At 70.4% G+C, this 19,519-nt stretch carries 15 protein-coding genes; 12 read left to right on the top strand and 3 right to left on the bottom strand.

Annotated features, from left to right (window positions below; all coding sequences use genetic code 11):
- The first annotated feature begins 121 nt into the window (after positions 1-121).
- From ABD333_RS18530 to ABD333_RS18515, 4 genes are all read left to right on the top strand, one after another.
- Entirely contained in the window at positions 122-2,863 is a 2,742-nt protein-coding gene (locus ABD333_RS18530) for an MGH1-like glycoside hydrolase domain-containing protein (protein ID WP_344542461.1), read from the top strand.
- An 11-nt stretch (positions 2,864-2,874) separates the two neighbouring features.
- A complete protein-coding gene (locus ABD333_RS18525; protein WP_344542460.1) occupies positions 2,875-5,715 on the top strand; it encodes an ATP-binding protein in 2,841 nt (946 codons plus the stop codon).
- Positions 5,716-5,788: 73 nt separating this feature from the next.
- A complete protein-coding gene (locus ABD333_RS18520; RefSeq protein WP_344542458.1) occupies positions 5,789-6,151 on the top strand; it encodes a phage holin family protein in 363 nt (120 codons plus the stop codon).
- Between the two features lie 95 nt (positions 6,152-6,246).
- The gene (locus tag ABD333_RS18515; RefSeq protein ID WP_344542456.1) at positions 6,247-6,951 is read left to right on the top strand and encodes a ferritin-like domain-containing protein; all 705 of its coding nucleotides are present in this window, start codon (positions 6,247-6,249) and stop codon (positions 6,949-6,951) included.
- Here ABD333_RS18515 and ABD333_RS18510 read toward each other — a convergent pair.
- Positions 6,905-10,027, bottom strand: coding sequence for an ATP-binding protein (locus tag ABD333_RS18510; RefSeq protein ID WP_344542454.1), 3,123 nt, complete (start codon positions 10,025-10,027; stop codon positions 6,905-6,907). The two genes, ABD333_RS18515 and ABD333_RS18510, sit on opposite strands and share 47 nt — an antisense overlap.
- 108 nt (positions 10,028-10,135) lie before the next feature.
- Between ABD333_RS18510 and ABD333_RS18505 the strand changes: the two genes are divergently transcribed.
- Positions 10,136-11,005 carry an NAD(P)-dependent oxidoreductase gene (locus ABD333_RS18505; protein WP_344542453.1) on the top strand — a complete coding sequence of 290 codons (870 nt, stop codon included), beginning with the start codon at positions 10,136-10,138 and terminating at the stop codon, positions 11,003-11,005.
- A 38-nt stretch (positions 11,006-11,043) separates the two neighbouring features.
- Here ABD333_RS18505 and ABD333_RS18500 read toward each other — a convergent pair whose 3' ends face one another.
- Positions 11,044-11,850 (bottom strand): hypothetical protein, encoded by an 807-nt coding sequence (locus ABD333_RS18500; protein ID WP_344542451.1) that lies wholly within the window; start codon positions 11,848-11,850, stop codon positions 11,044-11,046.
- 243 nt (positions 11,851-12,093) lie between these two features.
- Here ABD333_RS18500 and ABD333_RS18495 point away from each other — a divergent pair, with 243 nt between their 5' ends.
- A complete protein-coding gene (locus ABD333_RS18495; RefSeq protein WP_344542449.1) occupies positions 12,094-13,584 on the top strand; it encodes a hypothetical protein in 1,491 nt (496 codons plus the stop codon).
- A gap of 36 nt (positions 13,585-13,620) precedes the next feature.
- Here ABD333_RS18495 and ABD333_RS18490 read toward each other — a convergent pair whose 3' ends face one another.
- Complete coding sequence (locus ABD333_RS18490) at positions 13,621-14,406, bottom strand: IPT/TIG domain-containing protein (protein WP_344542447.1); 786 nt, start codon at positions 14,404-14,406, stop codon at positions 13,621-13,623.
- Positions 14,407-14,564: 158 nt separating this feature from the next.
- Between ABD333_RS18490 and ABD333_RS18485 the strand changes: the two genes are divergently transcribed.
- From ABD333_RS18485 to ABD333_RS18460, 6 genes are all read left to right on the top strand, one after another.
- Positions 14,565-16,262 carry an ExeM/NucH family extracellular endonuclease gene (locus ABD333_RS18485; RefSeq protein WP_344542445.1) on the top strand — a complete coding sequence of 566 codons (1,698 nt, stop codon included), beginning with the start codon at positions 14,565-14,567 and terminating at the stop codon, positions 16,260-16,262.
- A 752-nt stretch (positions 16,263-17,014) separates the two neighbouring features.
- Positions 17,015-17,527, top strand: a complete 513-nt coding sequence (locus ABD333_RS18480) for a DUF6879 family protein (RefSeq protein WP_344542444.1) — start codon at positions 17,015-17,017, stop codon at positions 17,525-17,527.
- Entirely contained in the window at positions 17,527-18,357 is an 831-nt protein-coding gene (locus tag ABD333_RS18475; RefSeq protein ID WP_344542443.1) for a helix-turn-helix domain-containing protein, read from the top strand. The genes ABD333_RS18480 and ABD333_RS18475 overlap by 1 nt, the downstream gene beginning before the upstream one ends.
- Before the next feature lie 404 nt (positions 18,358-18,761).
- The gene (locus tag ABD333_RS18470) at positions 18,762-19,034 is read left to right on the top strand and encodes a hypothetical protein (RefSeq protein ID WP_344542664.1); all 273 of its coding nucleotides are present in this window, start codon (positions 18,762-18,764) and stop codon (positions 19,032-19,034) included.
- Entirely contained in the window at positions 18,997-19,188 is a 192-nt protein-coding gene (locus ABD333_RS18465) for a DUF397 domain-containing protein (RefSeq protein ID WP_344542441.1), read from the top strand. The genes ABD333_RS18470 and ABD333_RS18465 overlap by 38 nt, the downstream gene beginning before the upstream one ends.
- 11 nt (positions 19,189-19,199) lie before the next feature.
- On the top strand, positions 19,200-19,493 hold the full coding sequence (locus tag ABD333_RS18460; protein ID WP_344542439.1) for a hypothetical protein: 294 nt from the start codon (positions 19,200-19,202) through the stop codon (positions 19,491-19,493).
- The last annotated feature ends 26 nt before the right edge of the window (positions 19,494-19,519 follow it).

Raw genomic sequence — 19,519 nt, 5'->3', positions numbered from 1 at the left:
CCAGCGGCCCTGGCCGGGCCAGTGGCCGGACCGGCGAACGAAGATCGGACAATCAGGGCCGGAACGGCCGGTTTCGGACGCCGGGCGGGTGCTTCGGCACACCCTGACGGAGGGTGTGGGCATGGACGCTGAACGAGCACGGCTGCGCGAGTCGGCGGCCCCGGACGCGCCATGGCGGCGGTGGGGCCCGTACCTGAGTGAACGCCAGTGGGGCACGGTCCGTGAGGACTACAGCGACAACGGCGACGCGTGGAACTACTTCCCGCACGACCACGCCCGTTCGCGCGCCTACCGGTGGGGCGAGGACGGTCTCGGTGGCATCAGCGACGACCGGCAGCGGCTGTGCCTGTCCGTGGCGCTGTGGAACGAACGGGACCCCATCCTCAAGGAACGGCCGTTCGGGCTAACCAACGGCGAGGGCAACCACGGCGAAGACGTCAAGGAGTTCTACTTCTACCTGGACAGCACGCCGACCCACTCCTACATGCGGTACCTCTACAAGTACCCGCAGGCCGCCTATCCCTACGAGAAGCTCGTCCGCACCAATCGGGAACGCGACAAGCTCAGCTTCGAGTACGAGCTCCTCGACACCGGCGTCTTCGACGACGACCGCTACTTCGACGTCTTCATCGAGTACGCCAAGGCCGCGCCGGACGATCTGGTCGTACGGGTGACCGTCGCCAATCGGGCACCCAGCGAAGCGGTGCTCCACGTACTGCCGACATTGTGGTTCCGCAACACCTGGTCATGGGGCGGCGACGCGTACAAACCGGCTCTGTACGAGGACGGACCGGGGGTCATCAGGGCGGAGCACCGGGATCTCGGCACCTACCGCCTTCGCTGCGACGGCGAGCCGGACCTGCTCTTCACCGAGAACGAGACGAACCACCAGCGGATCTTCGGCTCGCCGAACGCCTCGCCCTACGTCAAGGACGCGTTCGACCGGTACGTCGTCCACGGCGACGAGAACGCGGTCAATCCGGGCCGTACGGGCACCAAGGCCGCCGCCCACTACCTGCTGGCCGTTCCGGGGGGCGGGCAGGCGACCATCGACGTCCGCCTCAGCAGCAGCGACCCGCGCGGCACCGCCGACCGCGACACCGCCCACCGCGAAACCGCCCACCGCGGCAGCAGTCACCCGCCCGGCACCGCCGACCAGGTGCTCGGTGAACGGCGGGCCGAGGCGGACGCGTTCTACGCCGAGCTCTCCGGTGATCTCGGCGCGGACGAGGCCCTGGTGATGCGGCAGGCCATGTCGGGGTTGCTGTGGAGCAAGCAGTACTACCTCTTCGACGTGGAGACCTGGCTGGCCGAGCACCACCTCGATCCGTGGACGCCCTCGGACCGCCGCGACCACGGCTGGTTCGGCATGATGGCCGCCGACGTCATCCTGATGCCCGATACCTGGGAGTACCCCTGGTTCGCCGCCTGGGACCTGGCGTTCCACGCGGTCGCGGTGGCCGCGGTGGATCTCGATCTGGCCAAGCACCAGGTCGAGCTGCTGCTCGGTGAGCGCTACCTGCATCCGAACGGCCAGATCCCCGCGTACGAGTGGAACTTCGGCGACGTCAACCCGCCCGTCCACGCGTGGGCCGCGCACTACATCCATGGCGAGGAGCTGCGGCGGACGGGCCGCTCGGACCGCGGCTTCCTGGAGCGGGTGTTCCAGAAGCTCCTGCTCAACTTCACCTGGTGGGTCAACCGCAAGGACGCCGACGGCAACAACGTCTTCGAGGGCGGCTTCCTCGGCCTGGACAACATCGGCGTCTTCGACCGCAGCGCCCCGCTGCCGACCGGCGGACGGCTCGACCAGGCCGACGGCACCGCGTGGATGGCCTTCTACGCGCAGTCGATGATGCAGATCGCGATGGTGTTGTCGGACGGCGACCCGTTCTACGAGGACATGGCGGTCAGGTTCGCCGAGCACTTCCTGTGGATCTGCGGCGCGGTCGACCGCGTCGGCGATGTCAAGGAGGAGATGTGGGACGAGGAGGACGGGTTCTTCTACGACGTGCTCCGGCCGCCGTACGGCGACGCCATGCGGCTGCGCGTCCGCTCGCTCGTCGGGCTGCTGCCGCTGTGCGCGTCGACCGTCTTCGTCCCGCGCCCGGAGGGCGAGCGCCGCGACCTGCTGCTCAAGATCCGTCAGTTCGCCGAGCGCCATCCGGAGCTGGCGGCGCGGATGTCGGCGGCGCGGACGCCGGGAGCGGGCGGCCGGCTGCTGCTGTCGCTGCTGGACGAGCACAAGCTCCGGCGGGTGCTGGCGCGGCTGCTCGACGAGCGGGAGTTCCTCGGCCCGTACGGCGTGCGGTCGCTTTCCCGGCACCATGCCGAGCATCCCTACGAGTTCCGGGTGAACGGGCGGACGTTCCGGGTGGCCTACCTCCCGGCCGAGTCCGACAGCGGCGTGTTCGGCGGCAACAGCAACTGGCGGGGACCGGTCTGGGTGCCGGTGAACGCCCTGGTCATCCGCGCTCTCCGTAATCTGCACGCCTATTACGGCGACGGGTTCACCGTCGAGTGCCCCACCGGCTCGGGCCGCCGGATGACGCTGCTGGAGGTGGGCGAGGAGCTCTCCCGGCGGCTCACCGCGATCTTCCTGCGCGGCCCGGACGGCCGCCGTCCGGTGTACGGCGGGCAGGAGGTGTTCCAGTCCGACCCGCACTGGCGTGATCTTGTGCTCTTCCACGAGTACTTCCACGGCGACAACGGAGCCGGCATCGGCGCGAGCCACCAGACCGGCTGGACCGCCCTGGTCGGCGCCCTCCTGCTGGGCCACGACCCCGCCGTGGCGGGCGCTGTACGGCGCCGTACGGGGCGTCGTACCGAGACTGTCCGTTTCGATGGCATATTTGGGGTGTGAGCGTCAGTGTGGTGAGTCCGGTGCTGGTCGGACGGGGTGCGGAGCTCGGTGAGCTCGACGCCGCGTTCGCCGAGGTCCGTGCCGGGCATGCCCGCGCCGTCCTGGTCGGCGGCGAGGCCGGGATCGGCAAGACCCGGCTGATGCGGGAGTTCGGGCGGCGGGCGGGCGACCACGGCGCCCAGGTCCTCACTGGCGGCTGCCTGGAGCTCGGCGTGGACGGTCTGCCGTTCGCGCCGTTCACCGCCATCCTGCGGCGGCTCGTCCGGGAGATCGGCGCGGACGGCGTCGCGGAGCTCGTCGGCGGCCGGACGGCCGGGCTGGCCCGGCTGCTGCCGGAGTTCGGCGAGCCGGCCGACGACGGGACCGGGCAGTTCCAGGCGCGGCTGTTCGAGCTGGTGCTGACCCTGCTGGACCGCCTCGCCGCGCGCGGCCCGGTGGTGCTGGTCATCGAGGACGCGCACTGGGCGGACCGGTCGTCCCGGGACCTGCTGGCGTTCCTCGTCCGCAACCTCGGCGCCGTCGCCGCGCTGATGATCGTCGTGACGTACCGGTCGGACGAGCTGCACCGCTCGCATCCGCTACGGCCGATGCTGGCGGAGCTGGACCGGATCGACCGGGTCGCCCGGCACGAGCTCGGCCGGCTGTCGCGGCGCGAGGTCGGCGAGCTGATGACCCGGCTGCGCGGCGACGAGCCGCCCGGTGAACGGGTCGAGGCGTTCTTCGCCCGCAGCGAGGGCAACCCGCTGTTCGTCGAGGCGCTCATGGAGGCGGACGGCCAGATCGCCTGCGAGCTGCCCGAGTCGCTGCGCGACCTGCTCCTCGCGGGCGTCCAGCGCCTGCCGGACGAGACCCAGGAACTGCTGCGCATCGCCAGCGCCGGGGGCGCCCGCATCGAGCACCGGCTGCTCGCCGCCGTCAGCGGCCTCGGTGAGGTCGGCATGACGCGCGACCTGCGCCCCGCCGTGGCGGGCAACGTGCTGGTCGTCGACGGCGACGGGTACGCGTTCCGGCACGCCCTGATCCGCGAGGCGCTGCACGACGACCTGCTGCCCGGCGAGCGCACACGGCTGCACACGCGCTACGCCGAGGCGCTCGAAGGCGACACCTCGCTGGTGCCGCCCGGCCGGGCCGCCGCCGAGCTGGCCTACCACTGGCACGCGGCCCACAACGTGGAATGGGCGCTGATCAGCGCCTGGCGCGCGGCCAAGGAGGCCGACCGGGCCGCCGCCTACGCCGAGGACCTGCGCATGCTGGAGCGGGTCCTGGAGCTGTGGGAACGGGTCCCGGACGCGGCCGCCAAGATCGGTGAGCCGTACGACAAGGTGCTGGAGTACGCCGTCATCGCCGCCGATCTGGCGGGCGACAGCGAACGCGGCATCAGGCTCGCCACCGCCGCCCTGCGTGAGATCGACGACCCGCACCGGCGGGCGTTCATCCTCGAAGCGCGCGGCCAGATGAAGCACCGGGCGGGCCACCGCGAATGGCTGGCCGACCTGCGCGCCGCGATCGCGCTGATCCCGGTCGAGCCGCCCACCGTCGCCCGGGCCCGCGCGCTCGCCGGGTTCGCGCAGTACGTGTTCATGGGGACGGCGAACGACGAGGCCCGCGCGGCCTCCGAGGAGGCGCTGGTCGTCGCGGCGGAGGTCGGCGACCCGCTCGCCGAGGCCAGCGCGTTGCAGACCCTCGCCTGCATGGAGGACCGCACCGCCTACGACACCCAGGACTTCCAGCTGCTCGACCGGGCCGAGCGGCTCGCCGTGGAGCACGACCTGGAGGAGCAGCGGCTGCGCTCGGCCATCAACCGTTCGCACTTCCTTGAAGGCGCCGGACGGCACGCCGAGGCCGTGGAGACGGCCCGCCGCGGCATGGATCTGGCCCGCGAGTGGGGCCGGTTCCGCACCCAGGGCTCGTTCCTCGCGATCAACTACGCCGAGTCGCTGTACTCGCTGGGCCGCTGGGACGAGGCCCTCGCCGGGATCGAGCTGGCCCTGGAGAGCGATCCGCCGCGTCCGCACCGGTCCAGCCTGCTCGGGCTCTCCGGCGACGTCCTCTTCGCCCGCGGCGACCTCGAAGGCGCCGCCCAGCGGGCCGCGTTGTGCCGGCAGAACCGGGCCTGGGAGATCGACCGGCGGCTCCAGGAATACCTGCCGATGCTCCGGCTCGAAGCCGAGCTGCTGGTGGCCGAGGGCAAGTCCGCGGAGGCGCTGGCCCACCTGTCGGAGCTGCTGGACTACACCGGCCGTCCCGACGACGCCCGCTACGCCTGGCCGGGCCTGATCGTCGCGGCCAGGGCCGCCGACTCGGCGGACGCCCTCGCCCCGTTCGTCGAACGTGCCGCGGCCACCGCCGCGCACGGCGCCCTCCAGCGGGTCCAGCACGACACGTTCTTCGCCGAGGTCGCCCGGCTGCGCGGCGAGGATCCCGGCTGGGAGCAGGTCATCGACGGCTGGCGGCGCCTGGACCAGCCGTACTCGCTCGCCCGTGCCCTGGTGAGCGCGGCGCAGGCCGACGCGGCCCACGGAGAGCGCGAACGCGCCGCCGCCCGGCTCGACGAGGCCGTCGGCCTCGCGACGGGCCTCGGCGCCACGGCACTTCACGCCGCCGCCAAGGACCTGGCCGGCCGGGTCGGGGCGGGCGGCGCCCGGGCGTCGTCCCACGGCCTGACCGCGCGCGAGCTGGAGGTCCTGCGCCACCTGAGCCTCGGGCACTCCAACCGGGACATCGCCGAACGGCTCTTCATCTCGGCAAAGACGGCCAGCGTCCACGTCAGCAACATCCTCGCGAAGCTCGACGCCGCCAACCGCACCGAGGCCGCCGCCACCGCCCGGCGGCTGGGCATCGGGCTCGACTAACGATCACTCCCGTGGTCATGGCCCGCCGGAGGTAGATGCGTGTTCGAGTGGAATGCCGGGGTAAAGCACCGCCATGAGCAAGTCACGTGAGGTGGAGCAGGCCGACGACAGCTTCGAGCTCGCCCACTACGTGGTCGGCGCGGCCCAGCGGGAGATGGCGGAGAAGGCCAGGGAACACGTGCCCGCGCTGAGCCTCGGCGCGGTCGCCGGCGGCCTCGGAATGCTGTCGGCCGCGGCGTCCTACCGGCTTGGTGTGCTGCTGCTGGAGAAGCGGCTGCCGCCCGAGGCGGCGGCGTTCGTCACGGCCGCCACGTTCGGCGGCGGGGCCGCCCTTGCGGGGGTCGCGGCCAGGCGCAGGTGGCGGGGCGCCCGGGCACCCCTGCCGACCGAGACGGCGCGTCAGGTCGTCGAGGTCATCGCCGACGCGGCGAAGTAGCCCCGGACCCGCACAGTCCCTCCACGATTCGTCGGCGAGCGCTCCACATCCGCCCTCTTGAGTGGAACCGGCAACGGCTCATCGGGAGGGACACCATGCCGGTTCATGCAAAGCTCACCGACGCACGTGACGTGCTCGGCTGGCGTCAGCGGTTCGAGGCGCAGGCCGCAGTCCGCGAGACGACCCCGGACCCCGACTGGTCGCGCGGCGCCCGGCTGGACAAGGCGCTCGTCCGCAGCCTCCAGCGTTTCCAGGTCGGCGAGGCCGGGGACGGAGCGAACCTGATCCGCAAGGCGCGCGGCTCCGGGGCCGCGGACTACGCCGCGGCGGTCGGGCTCTTCATCGCGGAGGAGAAGAACCACGCCCGCCTGCTGGGACTGCTCCTGCACGCGGCCGGCGCGCCGACCATCACGCACCACTGGAGCGACGCGATCTTCATCAGGTTGCGGCGGACCCTGGGCCTGCGGGTCGAGCTGCTGGTGCTGCTGGTCGCCGAACTGATCGCGCTGCGCTACTACCGGGCCCTCCGGGACGGCACGGACGATCCGCTGACGGCCGAGGTCGCGCGCCGGATTCACGCGGACGAGGAAAGGCACGTCCCGTTCCATTGTGATCGCCTCCGGAACACCCACCGCGGGCTCATCGCCCTCTGGCGAGTGTTGCTCTTTGGCGCCACGGTGGTCGTCGCGGGTGACCACGGGCGGGCGCTCGCGGCGCTGGGCGTGACGCGGCGCCGCTTCGTCGCCGACGTCCTCACCGAGTCGCGGAAGGCGTCCGCCCTGATGCGAGGCCGCTGGTGAACGCGTCGTCGAAGGCGGCGTCGCCGAGGGCGCTCCGTACGGCCGCCGTGATCCGGTCGACGTCGCCGCGTTCGGCCTGAGGGAGCGGGGCGCCCGCCGCGGCACGGGCGGCCGTGGCCTCGCCCAGCAGGCGCGCGGCTTCGGCCGGCCTGCCGTCGAGCGCGGCGGCCCCGGCCAGCCCTTCGAGCGCGAGCGCGACCGCGCGGGGGTTGCCGGTCGAACGGGCGGCGGCGAGGCCCTCGGCGTGCAGGTCCGCCGCCGTACGCGCGTCCCCGCGCTGCTCGGCGGCGAAGCCGAGCTCGGCGAGCACGAGCGCCAGCCCCGGCGCGCCGTCCACGTCCCGGATCCAGCCCAGCCACCTGCGCAGATACCGTTCTGCGGTGTCCAGGTCGCCGCGCCGCCGGGCCACCAGGGCCAGGCCGGTCTCGGCGAACTGCTCCATCCGCTGGTGCGACCGCTCGGCGGCGATGCGCCTGGCACGTTCGTGCAGCTCGGCGGCCTCGGCGTGGTCGCCGGTCAGGAGCGCGATCCGGCCGAGCCTGGAGAGCTTGTAGGAGACCTCGGCGTACGAGCCGAGCTCCTCGGCCATGGCCAGCCCGTCGCGGTGCAGCCGCGCGGCGCGTTCGTAGTCGCCGACGGCCTCCGCCAGCACGCCGAGCACCTCGGTGGCCTGCAGCATGCCCCAGCGGTCCCCGGCTTCCCGGAACAACGCCATGGCGTGCTCGCCATCGCGCGACACCGCGGCGAGCTCACCGCGGGCCATGGCCTGGCCCGCCCGCGTGACGAGCACGGCGGCCTGTCCCCAGCGGTCGCCCTGGGCACGGAAGCCCGCCAGCGCGCGCGTGAGCAGCTTCTCGATCTCGGGAACATCACCGAAGCCGGTCCGGGCGAAGCCGAGAAACCACTCCGCTTCGGCGCGTCCGTCGTCCAGGCCGTCGAGGGCTCGTTCGGTGAGGGCCGTACGGTCGGCACGGTCGGCGCCCTCACCCTCCAGCATCGTGAAACCGGCCAGCCACGCCGACGCCCTCGCACGCTCGGAGGCCGGGACGCCTTCCCTCGACAACACCGACCCGAGCGTCCGGCGCGCCTCGTCCAGCCGTCCGCTCAGGAACCAGTGCCACGCCAGCGCGTTGGCAAGCCGCGAGGCGAGGCCTGGAGCGCTCTCCCGCAGGACCGCACGCAGGTTGGCGGTCTCGGCGTTCAACCGCTCCAGCCATCGCCGCTGGTCGCGTCCTCGAAGGTGCGGCCCGGCCCGTTCGGCGAGCTCGGTGTAGTAGCGGTCGCGCCGGCCCAGCACCGCCGCCCGTTCGCCCGCCTCGTCCAGCCGTTCGGCGCAGTAGGCGGCGACCGACTCCAGCAGGCGGTACCGGCCGTCGGCCCGGACGACCAGCGAGCGGTCCACGAGCCGGGCGAGCAGGCCGAGGACCTCTCCGGGTTCGATCCCGCCTCCGGCGCAGACCTGCTCGGCGGCCTCCAGCGTGCAACCACCGGCGTGCACGGAAAGGCGGCGCAGGACGGCGCGTTCGGGCCCGGCCAGCGGCTCCCAGCTCCAGTCGATCATGGCGCGGAGCGTGCGCTGGCGGGCCGGGGCGTCCCGCCGCCCGGCCGACAGCAGGCGGAACCGGTCGTGCAGGCGGTCCGCCAGCTCGGTCACGTCCATCGCGCGGACCCGGGTGGCGGCGAGCTCCAGGGCGAGCGGCAGGCCGTCGAGACGGCGGCAGATGGCGGCGACGGCCTCGGCGTCGCCCGGCCCCGGCGCGAAACCCGGCGCGGCCGCCGCCGCGCGCGTCACGAAGAGCTCGACCGCCGACGACGTCTCCAGCGGCGGGACGGACCAGACCAGCTCGCCCGCGATGCCCAGCGGCTCCTGGCTCGTGGCCAGCAGGCGCAGCTCCGGCGCGGCCGGCAGCAACCGTGCGGCCAGCGCGGCGACCGGCTCGATCACATGCTCGCAGTTGTCGAGGATGAGCAGCGTCCGCCGGCCCGCGAGGGCGTCGAGCAGCCGGTGGACGGGCGAGGAGCGTACGGCGGCCTCGTCCCGCAAACCGAGGCCCGCGGTCACGGCCGACGCCACATCGTCAACGGACAGGGCGTCAACGGACGGGGCGTCGGCGGACGAGGCGTCAGCGGACGAGGCACCGAGGGCCGTCAGTTCGACCAGCCGGACACCGTCCGCGTACTCGGCCTCCAGACCGCGCGCACTCTCCACGGCCAGCCGGGTCTTGCCCACCCCGCCCGGACCGGTGAGCGTGACGAGACGCGCCTTGCCGAGCAGCGCCCGAACGTCGCGCACGGCCCCGGCCCTGCCCACGAGCTCGTTGACCGGCGCGGGCAGGCCGGCCCGGGTCCGGGCCCGCGTCTTGTGATCGAGGATCGACCGCTGGAGGGCGACGAGCTCCGGTCCGGGGTCGAGGCCGAGCTCGTCACGCAGCCGTTCCCGGAAGTCCTGGAAGCTCGCGAGCGCCTCACCCTGGCGGCCCGCGCGATAGAGGGCGCGCATGTGCGCGGCCCGCAGCCGTTCGCGCAGCGGATGGGCGGCCACCAGCGCGGCGAGGTCGGCCGCGCCGAAAGCCGTCCCGGAGCCGGTCTCCGACCACTCCTCGATCGCCGTCAGCCGCAGCTCCTCCAGCCGGTCGATCTCGGTGCGCGCGAACTCCGCGTCGCCGAAGTCGGCGTACGCGTCGCCGCGCCACAGCGCGAGCGCCTCGTCCCAGAGCCCCGGATCTCCCGTCCGGCGCGCCCGCTCGACCAGCTCCTCGAACCGTCCGGCGTCCACGGCATCGGGCTCGACGCGCAGCGCGTACCCCGGTGCCCGCGACTCGACCAGCCCCCGGGCCGTCCCCTCGGCTCCCGCCAGCACCTTGCGCAGCTGCGAAACCCTGGCCTGCAGGGTCGCCGCCGGGTTGGCGGGAAGCCGGTCACCCCACAGGTCGTCGATCAGCCGGTCCGCCGGCACCGCCCGGCCGCGGTGCGCCAGCAGATCGGCCAGCAGGGCGCGGACCTTGAGATCCGGTACGCGCACCCGCTCGCCGCCCTCCGTCCACACCTCCAGCGGACCGAGCACCCCGAAGCGCATGTCCTTCACCGTATTGCAGCCGAAGGCCACCCGAATCCCACCCGAAGCCCGGCCGTCCAAGGTGGGTTCGGCGGCGAGCGGACGCCGCCCGAACAGAGGAGATTCGCGATGACGAACACCGTGACGGTCATGGGCCTCGGGCTGATGGGCACGGCGCTGGCCGAGGCGTTCCTCAAGGACGGCCGCACCACCACCGTCTGGAACCGGACGGCCGCCAAGGCCGATCATCTCGCCGCCAAGGGAGCGGCGCGAGCGGCCACCGCGGGCGACGCCATCACGGCGAGCCCGCTGGTCGTCCTGTGCCTGTCGGTGAACGACAACGTGCGGGAGGTGCTGACGGCCGCCGGTGACACGCTCGCGGGCCGGACGATCGTCAACCTCACCAACGGCACGCCCCGCCAGGCGCGCGAGCTCGCGGAACTGGTCACGGCACGCGGCGGCGAGTACGTGGACGGCGGCATCATGGCCGTCCCGCCGATGATCTCCCAGCCGGAGGCGCTGATCCTCTACAGCGGGTCGCGGCGCGCGTTCGACGCCCACAAGGAGCAGCTCGGCAGCCTCGGCGCGGCCCGGTACGTCGGCGCGGACGCGGGTCTGGCGGCGCTCTATGACCTGGGCCTGCTGACCGCGATGTACGGGATGTTCCAGGGCTACTACCAGGCCGTCGCGCTCCTGCGTACGGAGGGCGTCAAGGCTGCGGAGTTCACGCCGATGATGCAGTCGTGGGTGACGGCCATGATGGCGGGCCTTCCGGAGCAGGCGGCGCAGATCGATTCCGGCGACTACCTGACGGACATCTCCAGCCTCGCCAACAACGCGGCGGGCTACCCCAACCTCATCGAGGCCGCCAGGGAGCAGGGCGTGAGCACGGAGCTGCTCCTCCCGCTCCGGGACCTGCTCGACCGCTCGGTGGCCGAGGGGCACGGCGCGGACGGCGTCGCCCGCCTCGTCGAGCTGCTCGGCGCCCCGGCCGCCTGACGAACGTCTGACACCGCGTCCGGCCGTTCAGGGAAGGTTCACCGGCGGCGGCGGGTGGGGTGGTCGGGATCGTCGGGCTTGCGCGGCGCGTCCGGGCTACGGGGCGCGTCCTCCGCGCGGCGGCGGCGGTCGGCGGTGGCCGGTCCAGACGCGGCCGGTCCAGACGCGGCCTCGGCCTCGGAGGGCCGGGCGCGCTGCCGCGCGGGCTCGTCGGCGCGTGCGACGGCCGCCGCCGGGCGCCGGGCGCCGCCCGCCGATGCCTCGTCGAGCAGTCCCGCGGTCTCCAGGTAGTCGCGTCCGCGCGGGGTGATGTCCCAGCAGTTGCGCCGCCACTCCTTGCGCTTCCACACCACGCCCGCCGACAGGAGACGGCGGCCGACCCGGCTCACCTCGGTCTCGTCGGCGCCCAGCCGGGAGGCGAGCTCCTGGTTGGACAGCCCGGGGTCGGCGGCGACCGCGGCGAGGAACCTGGCGGCGTGGCTCCCGGGCTGGAGGCCTAGCTGCAGGCCCGACGGGAGCCGCCGCAGCGCCCAATGCGCACAGTCGATCAGTCCGAGGATGCGGCCGCGCTGCTCGCGGCGCTCGCCGTCGAACGCGGGCACGTCGAGATAGTGGCTGCGGTGCAGCCACTGGAGGCCGTCCTTGACCTCGACGAGGGCGGCCTCGTCGGCGCTCAGGGAGGCGTCGGTGATGAGCATGCCGAGGGCACTGAAGTGCCCGTCGGTGATGGTCTTGGCCTGCTCGATCGAGTCGAGGATGCGCCGCGCCTCGGCGCGCCGGCTCCGGTCTTGAGCATCCCGGCCCCGCTGTCCACGCGCTCGGGTCACGCTCAGTTCGTCGTCCACGGCTCACCTCTGGCGGGTCGACTGAAGCCGGACCCTTCCCAGAGTGCGACCATGCCAAGTGAATGTCAAGTGAGAGCCCGCCGATCGTTCGCGGCATTTTTCTACCCCGCCGTGACCAGCGTCGCCAACTTTCGGCGGTCGTTCTGCATCACATGACACTGAGTACTCCGGTCAGCGGGAGTTACCATCGACCGACCGAAGGTGACTTCCGCTACACCCACCCCTATCCCCGGACGCACCACCATGACGGACCCGCTGACGGCACCCGCCGTCGCGCCCTACCCTGCAGACCCCGCAGACCTTTTCGTCGTCCTCTACGACGAGTTGCCCGACTCGCTCTTCCGCGGCTGGCGGGTCATGGAGTGGTACGGCAGTTCCGTCGTGCAGAACCTCGCCACCAAGATCGCCGACGCGGTGCTGGAGTACGGCGAGCTGGCCCCCGAGGACGTCGGCCGGATCGTCGCCCGCGACGGCCACCGCGGCCGCTTCACGATCCTGCTGGGCCTCGACATCGCGCTCGCCCACGTCAACCCGTACGGCCCCTACCACCAGAGCGGCGCGATGAGCTGGCTCGCCTACCGATCGGAGTACGAGCGCGGCCACCTGCTCAACAACCCCGAGAAGACGGCGGGCGCGCTGCTGCCGCGCTGCGCCTACCCGGGCCGCCCGATCGGGCTGCGCCGCAAGGACGAGTTCTTCGGCGTGCACCGCGTGCCGCCCGAGCAGTGGGAGTCGGTCGAGCACCACGTGCTCTCACCGGCCAAGGACGCCTACGTCAACCGCGACCGGCCGGTGCCCGTGGCCTGCGCGCCGCTCCTGGAGTCGTACGAGGACGTCCGGATCGACTTCGAGCGACGCCACGGCATGACCGTCTACAAGCTGCGCCCGCGCGGTTCCGACGCCCTCCGCAACCGGATCAAGCAGGTGCTCGACCGGCTGGACGAGTCCGGCGCGCGGCTGGCCGTGCTGCCCGAGGCGACGCTGGACGACGAGCTGCTGGAGCACTGGCGCGACCTGATCTGGCAGACCGCCGACCGGCGCAGCCCGCTGCGCTACCTGCTGCTCGGCACCGGCCCGGTGGGCGGCGGCGATCCGCCGCCCAACCGCGCGGTTGTCCTGGACCGCTGGACCGGCGATGACATCCTCGTCCAGGACAAGATGGCCTGCTTCATCCTGGACACCCCGCAGATCGAGCTGTGGCGGCTGCCGAACGCGCCGGCGGCGGGCCCGGCGGAGGAGTACATGACGCCGGGCTCGAAGGTGCGCCTGGTGGACGCCGACCTGGGCCGGCTCGCGGTGCTCATCTGCGAGGACCTGAGCCGCTCGATGGACTGGGAACGCGAGCTGCGCGCCTGCGGGGTCTCGCACCTGCTGGTGCCGATCTTCTCCAAGCCCATCCTGGAGTACCGCTGGGAGCGGGGTGCCGCCGAGCGCGAGGTGACCATGCTGGGCAGCTGGGTCGTCGTCTCCAACAGCCTCGCGGTCGGGCACGCGATCCCGGCCGAGGCCCTGAAGGGCGAGCGCTTCACCTGCCTGGTCGCGGGGCCCGACGACCTGCGCCGCGCCACGTACCAGACCAGCGTCCAGCTCGGCGCGGCCGCGGGCGCCGACGAGCTCGGCCTGGTGAAGGTGAAGACCGAGGACGAACGCGTCGCCTACGAGCTGCCGAGGGTGCTGCCGGGAGCCGTCCACGACATGTGGCACGAGCACTGGCCGACGCCGGGCGACCGCTGACGAGCGCCCCGCACGCCTCGAAGCCCTCCCCACAGGTCACTCGACGGTGAACTCCATCGGGCTGACCGCCGACCCCGCCGGAGTGACCACCACGGGACGGCCGCTGGCGGCGCCCGGCGGGACGGTGACGCGCACCAGTTCGTCGGACACGTCGGTGGCCGCGGCGTCCGCCGTCCCGAAGCGCACGGTCGTGGCCGCCCCGAGCCCGACGCCGTGCAGGGTGACCATGCCGCCGACCGGCCCGGCGGCGGGCTCGATCGACCGGACCTGCGGCGGCAGCGCCTGGTCGCGGCCGGCCTGCGCGGGCGCGAACAGCGTCGCGAAGACCGCGCGCAGCTTCTCGGCGGTCTCCTGCGAGAACAGCCCGACCAGCGCCGCGATGGCCGTGATCCCGTACGGGTTGATCTCGGCGGAGCCGCCCGCGGGCGAGGTCAGCCCGCCGCGCAGCACCAGGTAGACGATGAGCCCGAACGCCGCGCCGATGAACGGCAGGAACAGGTACATCATCAGCCAGCTGCGCTTGAGCGTCCGGTTGCCGACGTACCAGTAGAGGGAGCGCAGGGCGTGCACGGTGCCGCCGATCGCCCCGGCCGCGAGCACGATGACGAACAGGCTCGTCTCGCGGGAGACCCTCGGCGACCAGCCGAAGAGCCGCACCGCCTTGTGCGCGGGCGGTTCCTGGCCGACGCGCGTGGCGCCCGGCGGCCACGCCTGGATGAGGACGACCACCAGCGCGGCGGCGAGGAGCAGCATGAGCACCGCGACGACGACGATGTCGCGGGTGCGTGCGAACTGCGTTCCGACCGGTGACTCCTGCCCCAAGGCCACCCACCTCCGCCGGAGTATCGCGCGCCACGGCGGCGGTGTTTCCCGTGCGAGCTTTCCCGCGCGAGGGGCGTATTTCGCAATCAATGACAAATTGGTGACAACTTCACCGTTCGTTCGCCGGATCAGGCCACGTCAGCTTTAGTGTCCGGCGCATGCGTCGAACAGCAGCAGCACTCACGACCGCGCTGGCGGCCGGCCTCGTCACCACGGCCGGACTCCACGCGGCACAGGCGGCGGAGCCGGGTCCGTGCTCCACCCCCGCCACCCACCAGATCGCCCAGGTCCAGGGCGCCGGTGACGCGAGCCCGGTCAGCGGCCAGACCGTCCGGGTGGAGGGCGTCGTCACGGGCGACTTCCAGGCCGGCGACCAGCTCAAGGGGTTCTTCCTCCAGGACGAGACCCCGGACCGGGACGCCGGGACCTCCGACGGCCTGTTCGTCTACTCGACGAAGGACGTCAAGGTCGGCGACCGCGTGCTCGCCACCGGCAAGGCCATCGAGTTCAACGGCCTCACCGAGCTCTCCCCGGTGACGGCCGTGGACGTGTGCGGCACCGGCAAGGTGAGGCCCGCCAAGGTCCGCCTCCCGCTGAGGGCCGGCACGAGCCTGGAGTCGTACGAGGGCGTGCTGGTGCGCTTCCAGCAGAAGCTCACCGCGACCGAGACCTACCAGCTCGGCCGCTACGGCGAGGTGTCGCTCTCCGCGAAGGGCCGCCTGTTCCAGCCCACTGACGGCCACGGCTCGACGCAGGCGGGCAACAACGCCCGCCGCGTGCTGCTCGACGACGGCTCGACCGTGCAGAACCCCGAGAACGTCCCGTTCACCAGCCCGCGCGTGCTGCGCATCGGCGACTCGACCAGCGACCTCACCGGCGTGCTGAGCTACGGCTTCAACCTCTACCGGCTGCAGCCGACCGAGACCGTGCGCTTCGCCCGCACCAACCCGCGCCCCGCCAAGCCCGAGAACGTCGGCGGCGACGTGAAGGTCGCGAGCTTCAACACGCTCAACTGGTTCACGACGCTGAACAGGCGCGGCGCCAACTCCGCCGCCGAGCAGGAGCGCCAGCTCACCAAGCTGGTCGCCGCGCTCAAGGGCCTGAACGCCGACGCGGTCGGCCTCATGGAGGTCGAGAACAACGGCGACACCGCCGTCAAGGCGCTCGTCGACCGGCTCAACGCGGCCGTCGGCGCGAACGCCTACTCCTGGATCAGGCACCCGAACCCGGGCACCGACGAGATCCACGTCGCGCTCATCTACAAGCCCGCGAAGCTCAAGCCCGCAGGCGCGCCCCGGTCGTCCACCGCGCCGGTCTTCGAGCGCCCGCCGCTCGTGCAGACGTTCCAGCGCGCGTCCGGCGGCGGCGCCGCGTTCACCATGATCATCAACCACTTCAAGTCGAAGGGCTGCGGCGGCGCCACCGGTCCCGACCGTGACCAGGGCGACGGGCAGAGCTGCTACAACGCCCGCCGCGTCACCCAGGCCAAGGCGATCGCGGAGCTGGCCAAGGGCGAGAACAACCCGCTCGTCCTCGGCGACCTCAACGCCTACTCCGCCGAGGACCCGATCAGGACGCTCACCGCGACCGGCCTGGTCGGCCTGACCGAACGCCACGTCAAGGCGGCCCAGCGCTACAGCTACGTCTTCGACGGCCAGTCGGGCGAGCTCGACCACGCCCTGGCGGGCAAGGGCCTGGCCCGGCGCGTGTCCGACGCCACGATCTGGCACATCAACAGCGACGAGCCGACGATCCTCGACTACAACACCGAGTACAACCCGCCCGCGCTCTACCAGCCGGACGCGTTCCGCTCGTCCGACCACGACCCCCTGCTGATCGGACTGCGGCTGCGCTGACCAGGACGAACACAAGCCAACGAACAACACCCGTCCGACCAACCAACTGACCTAGATCAAACCGACCTACGTCTCTCCGTTTCCCCGAGGTTTCCCCTCAAGAGGCGGAGATCCCAGAGCCCCGTACGGCCTCAACCGTACGGGGCTCTCTCATGACAACCAGGTGACCGGGAAAGGCAACCAGAGACGGCCTCAGGCCCTCCCAGACGACGCCATGTCCGTACGCTCCCCCCACGGCCTACAGCCACAGTCAGCACGGGAGCAGGTACCCCAGCGCTAGGCACCGCCCTCACCACTCGACCCCGTGGGTTTAAGGCCAGGCCCCTCCTCCGCCCATAGAGTCGCCCCTAGGAAAACCCCCAAAAGCGTCACCCTCATGGAGGGTGGGGTAATACCCCCACGGCTTGCGTACGAGCCCCGCCCGGGGTAGGGCAGTCTCCCCATGTACGGGTCAGGGACTTGAGCTAGGACGCCACACCACCCCAGATATTCAAGGACGGGAATATTCCTGTGCGGTGTTGACCTGCGGAGATACTGAGCCTAATTTCGTGCTCAGAGCCGGACGAGAGGGAGAGAAATGGAGCTAGGACGGATCATCGCGGGACCCGACTGCACTGAGGATGACTGTCCCCAGATAGCTATCGCTCCCGATGGCATGGTGGACGTTCAGGGCTACCATCAGACGCAAATTCCTACTCCGGACGGAGAAATGATCGTCCGCATCCCAGCGAATCTCATCCTGGAGGCAGCACGTGCGCTTGGAGGGAAGTGACTGGCGAGACTTCTTCGACAGCTACAAGCACTCCGCTTGGCGACTGGAGTTGCATCCTGTCTATACCATGCCGCAGGAGGCGGATGAGCTAGCAAGATATCTCGCAGGAGAAAGGCTTCCCGACGACTACTGGTCGGGGTGGATGGAACGGGTCACAGGCTACATAGCTTCTGGCCGCACCATCGGCCGCGTACATGTAGTACGCAGGCCTCTCACCGAATACTTGAGATTCGAGTTCGAATACTACCGGCCTCACTGCAAGGCGGGTGAGGACATCCGAATTCTCGATCTCACGGATAAGCCCGACCCAGGATTGCCAGATCACGACTTCTGGATGTTCGACGAGAAGCATGTCGTGAAGATGCTCTACCGGTCAGACGGTACGCAGATCGGACGCGAACTGATCGACGATCCGGACATAGAACAGTACAAAGTGTTCAGGGATCTTGCACTTGACGGCGCGATCCCATTTCCGGAGTACCGGCAAGGCTAGTGCTCGAACCGGAAGAACTAGGGCAACGCAAGAGCGATCTAGCCGCCACACTGCGGACACTTCGCAAAGAGGCCGGGCTCACCGGACAGAGCCTGGCCTTGAAGTGTGCCATGAGTCAGAGCAAGATATCTAAGATCGAGACGGGCAGACTACTGCCCTCCGTAGTTGATGTCGAGCGCATTCTTCGAGCCGTCAATGCCCCTCAAGACCTAGTAGCCGAAGTCGTCGCCCTGGCCAGGATGGCCAACACGGAGTTTCAGGATGTCCGCTCGCTTCTCCGCAAGGGGCTGGAGAAGCGGCAGCACGAGTTGGCAAGCCTCGAAGCAGCCGCCCGGGAGGTGCGCTTCTTTCTGCCCGCGATGATAACTGCACTCATCGCAACTCCGGAGTACATCCGAGCCAGCCTAAGTCATTCTCCGGCAGATACCTCAAAGGCCGTAGCGAAGAAGCTCGAACGCCAGGCGGTTCTGTATGACGAGTCGAAGACGTTCAACTTCATCATCGTAGAATCTGCCATCCGCTGGGCAATCCTACCCCCTGCCCTCATGGCCCTTCAGATTGACAGGCTGGTCTCCCTGTCCCACTTGCCAAATATTCAGGTAGGCGTAATCCCGCTTGGCGTTCATTCGCCTAGAGGACCGATGAACACCTTCACCGTGTATGACAATCGTCTGGCCACCGCCGAGACGTTCAACGGCGCGATAGTGATGCGAGACCCCAGAGACGTAACGTTCTACCGAGAGCTGTTCTCACAGTTTGCATCGCTGGCACTCTTTGAAGACGATGCCCGCGCACAGTTGACCCAATGGGCAGCGCTGTTCAGACACTGAGATCTTTATGCCACCACAGGAATAGCTCTGGCCTGCCCCTTCGAAGCTCCGTAGCTTCACCGTATGGGCACAACCACAGCGGGGATGAACATCTCAGACGCACTCCCATACCTTGATGAGCTACGGCAGAAGCTCAGCGATCGTGGGTTCACGGCCCGAGTAGTCCAGGCACGGGAGTCTCCTCCCTTCCTAAGGGTGGTCAACGCGGAGGCCGGACAACTAGCGGAGGACATCACCTGTGCCCCATGGGGCGATGAACTCTCCTTCTGGTGGTCATGGAACGCCCCCATTTGCCCTGTGAGGCACCTGGAGAGCGCGACTGAACGCGTGACCTACGTTCTTAATGCCAAGACGGCTACGGGCTAATGAGCCCGTTCCCTGGCATTGCAGACCATTGGCATGTCATGACGACTCGCAGCGGTCGCATGCAGACCACGCCGGAACGGCTGGATAGAGAGTCGGCACGTTCTGTGCTTCGCGATCTCCTGCTCAATGACGGCCAGCAAACCGGGGACCGTGCTGGCTACCAATGGGCGATCAACATTATCGACGCCGGTTGGTGCTCGGTGAAGGTATTCGGCATTCAGTACGTGGCGTTCGCCTGTGCGTGTCCTCAGCTCCCAAGAGAGAAGGTCAACGATGGAAACTCCGAGATTTCGCAAGTCCTCACGATGTGAGGAGCTGAACCAGGACGGATGCGTAGAGGTGGCGAACGGGACGGATTTCGTGGCTTTCCGTGACTCGATGGATCAGGATGGCCCCGTGGTCCTGGTAGGCCGGAGTGCATGGCGACAGTTCGTCGCAGCCGTTCGTAGTGAAGACGGCCGGTGAAGGCGGCTCGCATGTCTCAGCTGGATCAGGCCGTTGGAGAGGCCAAAGAGACCTTTGTGGTTCTCGCAAGGCTGATGGCCGAGCATGGCATTAGCTTCATAGACATAGACACTTCGGTCCGGAGCCCTGTCGGGCTTGCAGGTGTGTCGGTCGCTATGGCCTATGAACAGTGGGCACAGAAGCTAAACACTGTTGCCTGCCTCCTGGCTCACCAGGAGGGCATAGACGACTCAGCGGGCTTGACCCTGCCGGACAGACAACGACTCACAGTCGCAGCCTTCTCGCTTGTTCAAGAGTCGAGCTGACCAGACGGCCATGGCACACCCTCCGT

Origin of the sequence: Actinomadura fulvescens, assembly GCF_039533225.1 — a bacterium.
Classification (GTDB): domain Bacteria; phylum Actinomycetota; class Actinomycetes; order Streptosporangiales; family Streptosporangiaceae; genus Spirillospora; species Spirillospora fulvescens.
Note: the sequence above shows the minus strand (reverse complement) of the source record. Positions and strands in the feature narration are given on the sequence as shown.

Excerpts from the sequence above, each read along its gene's own strand:
- ABD333_RS18530 (WP_344542461.1), top strand. The coding sequence starts at position 122 with ATGGACGCTGAACGAGCACGGCTGCGCGAGTCGGCGGCCCCGGACGCG.
- ABD333_RS18520 (WP_344542458.1), top strand. The coding sequence starts at position 5,789 with ATGAGCAAGTCACGTGAGGTGGAGCAGGCCGACGACAGCTTCGAGCTC.
- ABD333_RS18515 (WP_344542456.1), top strand. The coding sequence starts at position 6,247 with ATGCCGGTTCATGCAAAGCTCACCGACGCACGTGACGTGCTCGGCTGG.
- ABD333_RS18510 (WP_344542454.1), bottom strand. The coding sequence starts at position 10,027 with ATGCGCTTCGGGGTGCTCGGTCCGCTGGAGGTGTGGACGGAGGGCGGC.
- ABD333_RS18505 (WP_344542453.1), top strand. The coding sequence starts at position 10,136 with ATGACGAACACCGTGACGGTCATGGGCCTCGGGCTGATGGGCACGGCG.
- ABD333_RS18495 (WP_344542449.1), top strand. The coding sequence starts at position 12,094 with ATGACGGACCCGCTGACGGCACCCGCCGTCGCGCCCTACCCTGCAGAC.
- ABD333_RS18485 (WP_344542445.1), top strand. The coding sequence starts at position 14,565 with ATGCGTCGAACAGCAGCAGCACTCACGACCGCGCTGGCGGCCGGCCTC.
- ABD333_RS18470 (WP_344542664.1), top strand. The coding sequence starts at position 18,762 with ATGACGACTCGCAGCGGTCGCATGCAGACCACGCCGGAACGGCTGGAT.
- ABD333_RS18465 (WP_344542441.1), top strand. The coding sequence starts at position 18,997 with ATGGAAACTCCGAGATTTCGCAAGTCCTCACGATGTGAGGAGCTGAAC.
- ABD333_RS18460 (WP_344542439.1), top strand. The coding sequence starts at position 19,200 with ATGTCTCAGCTGGATCAGGCCGTTGGAGAGGCCAAAGAGACCTTTGTG.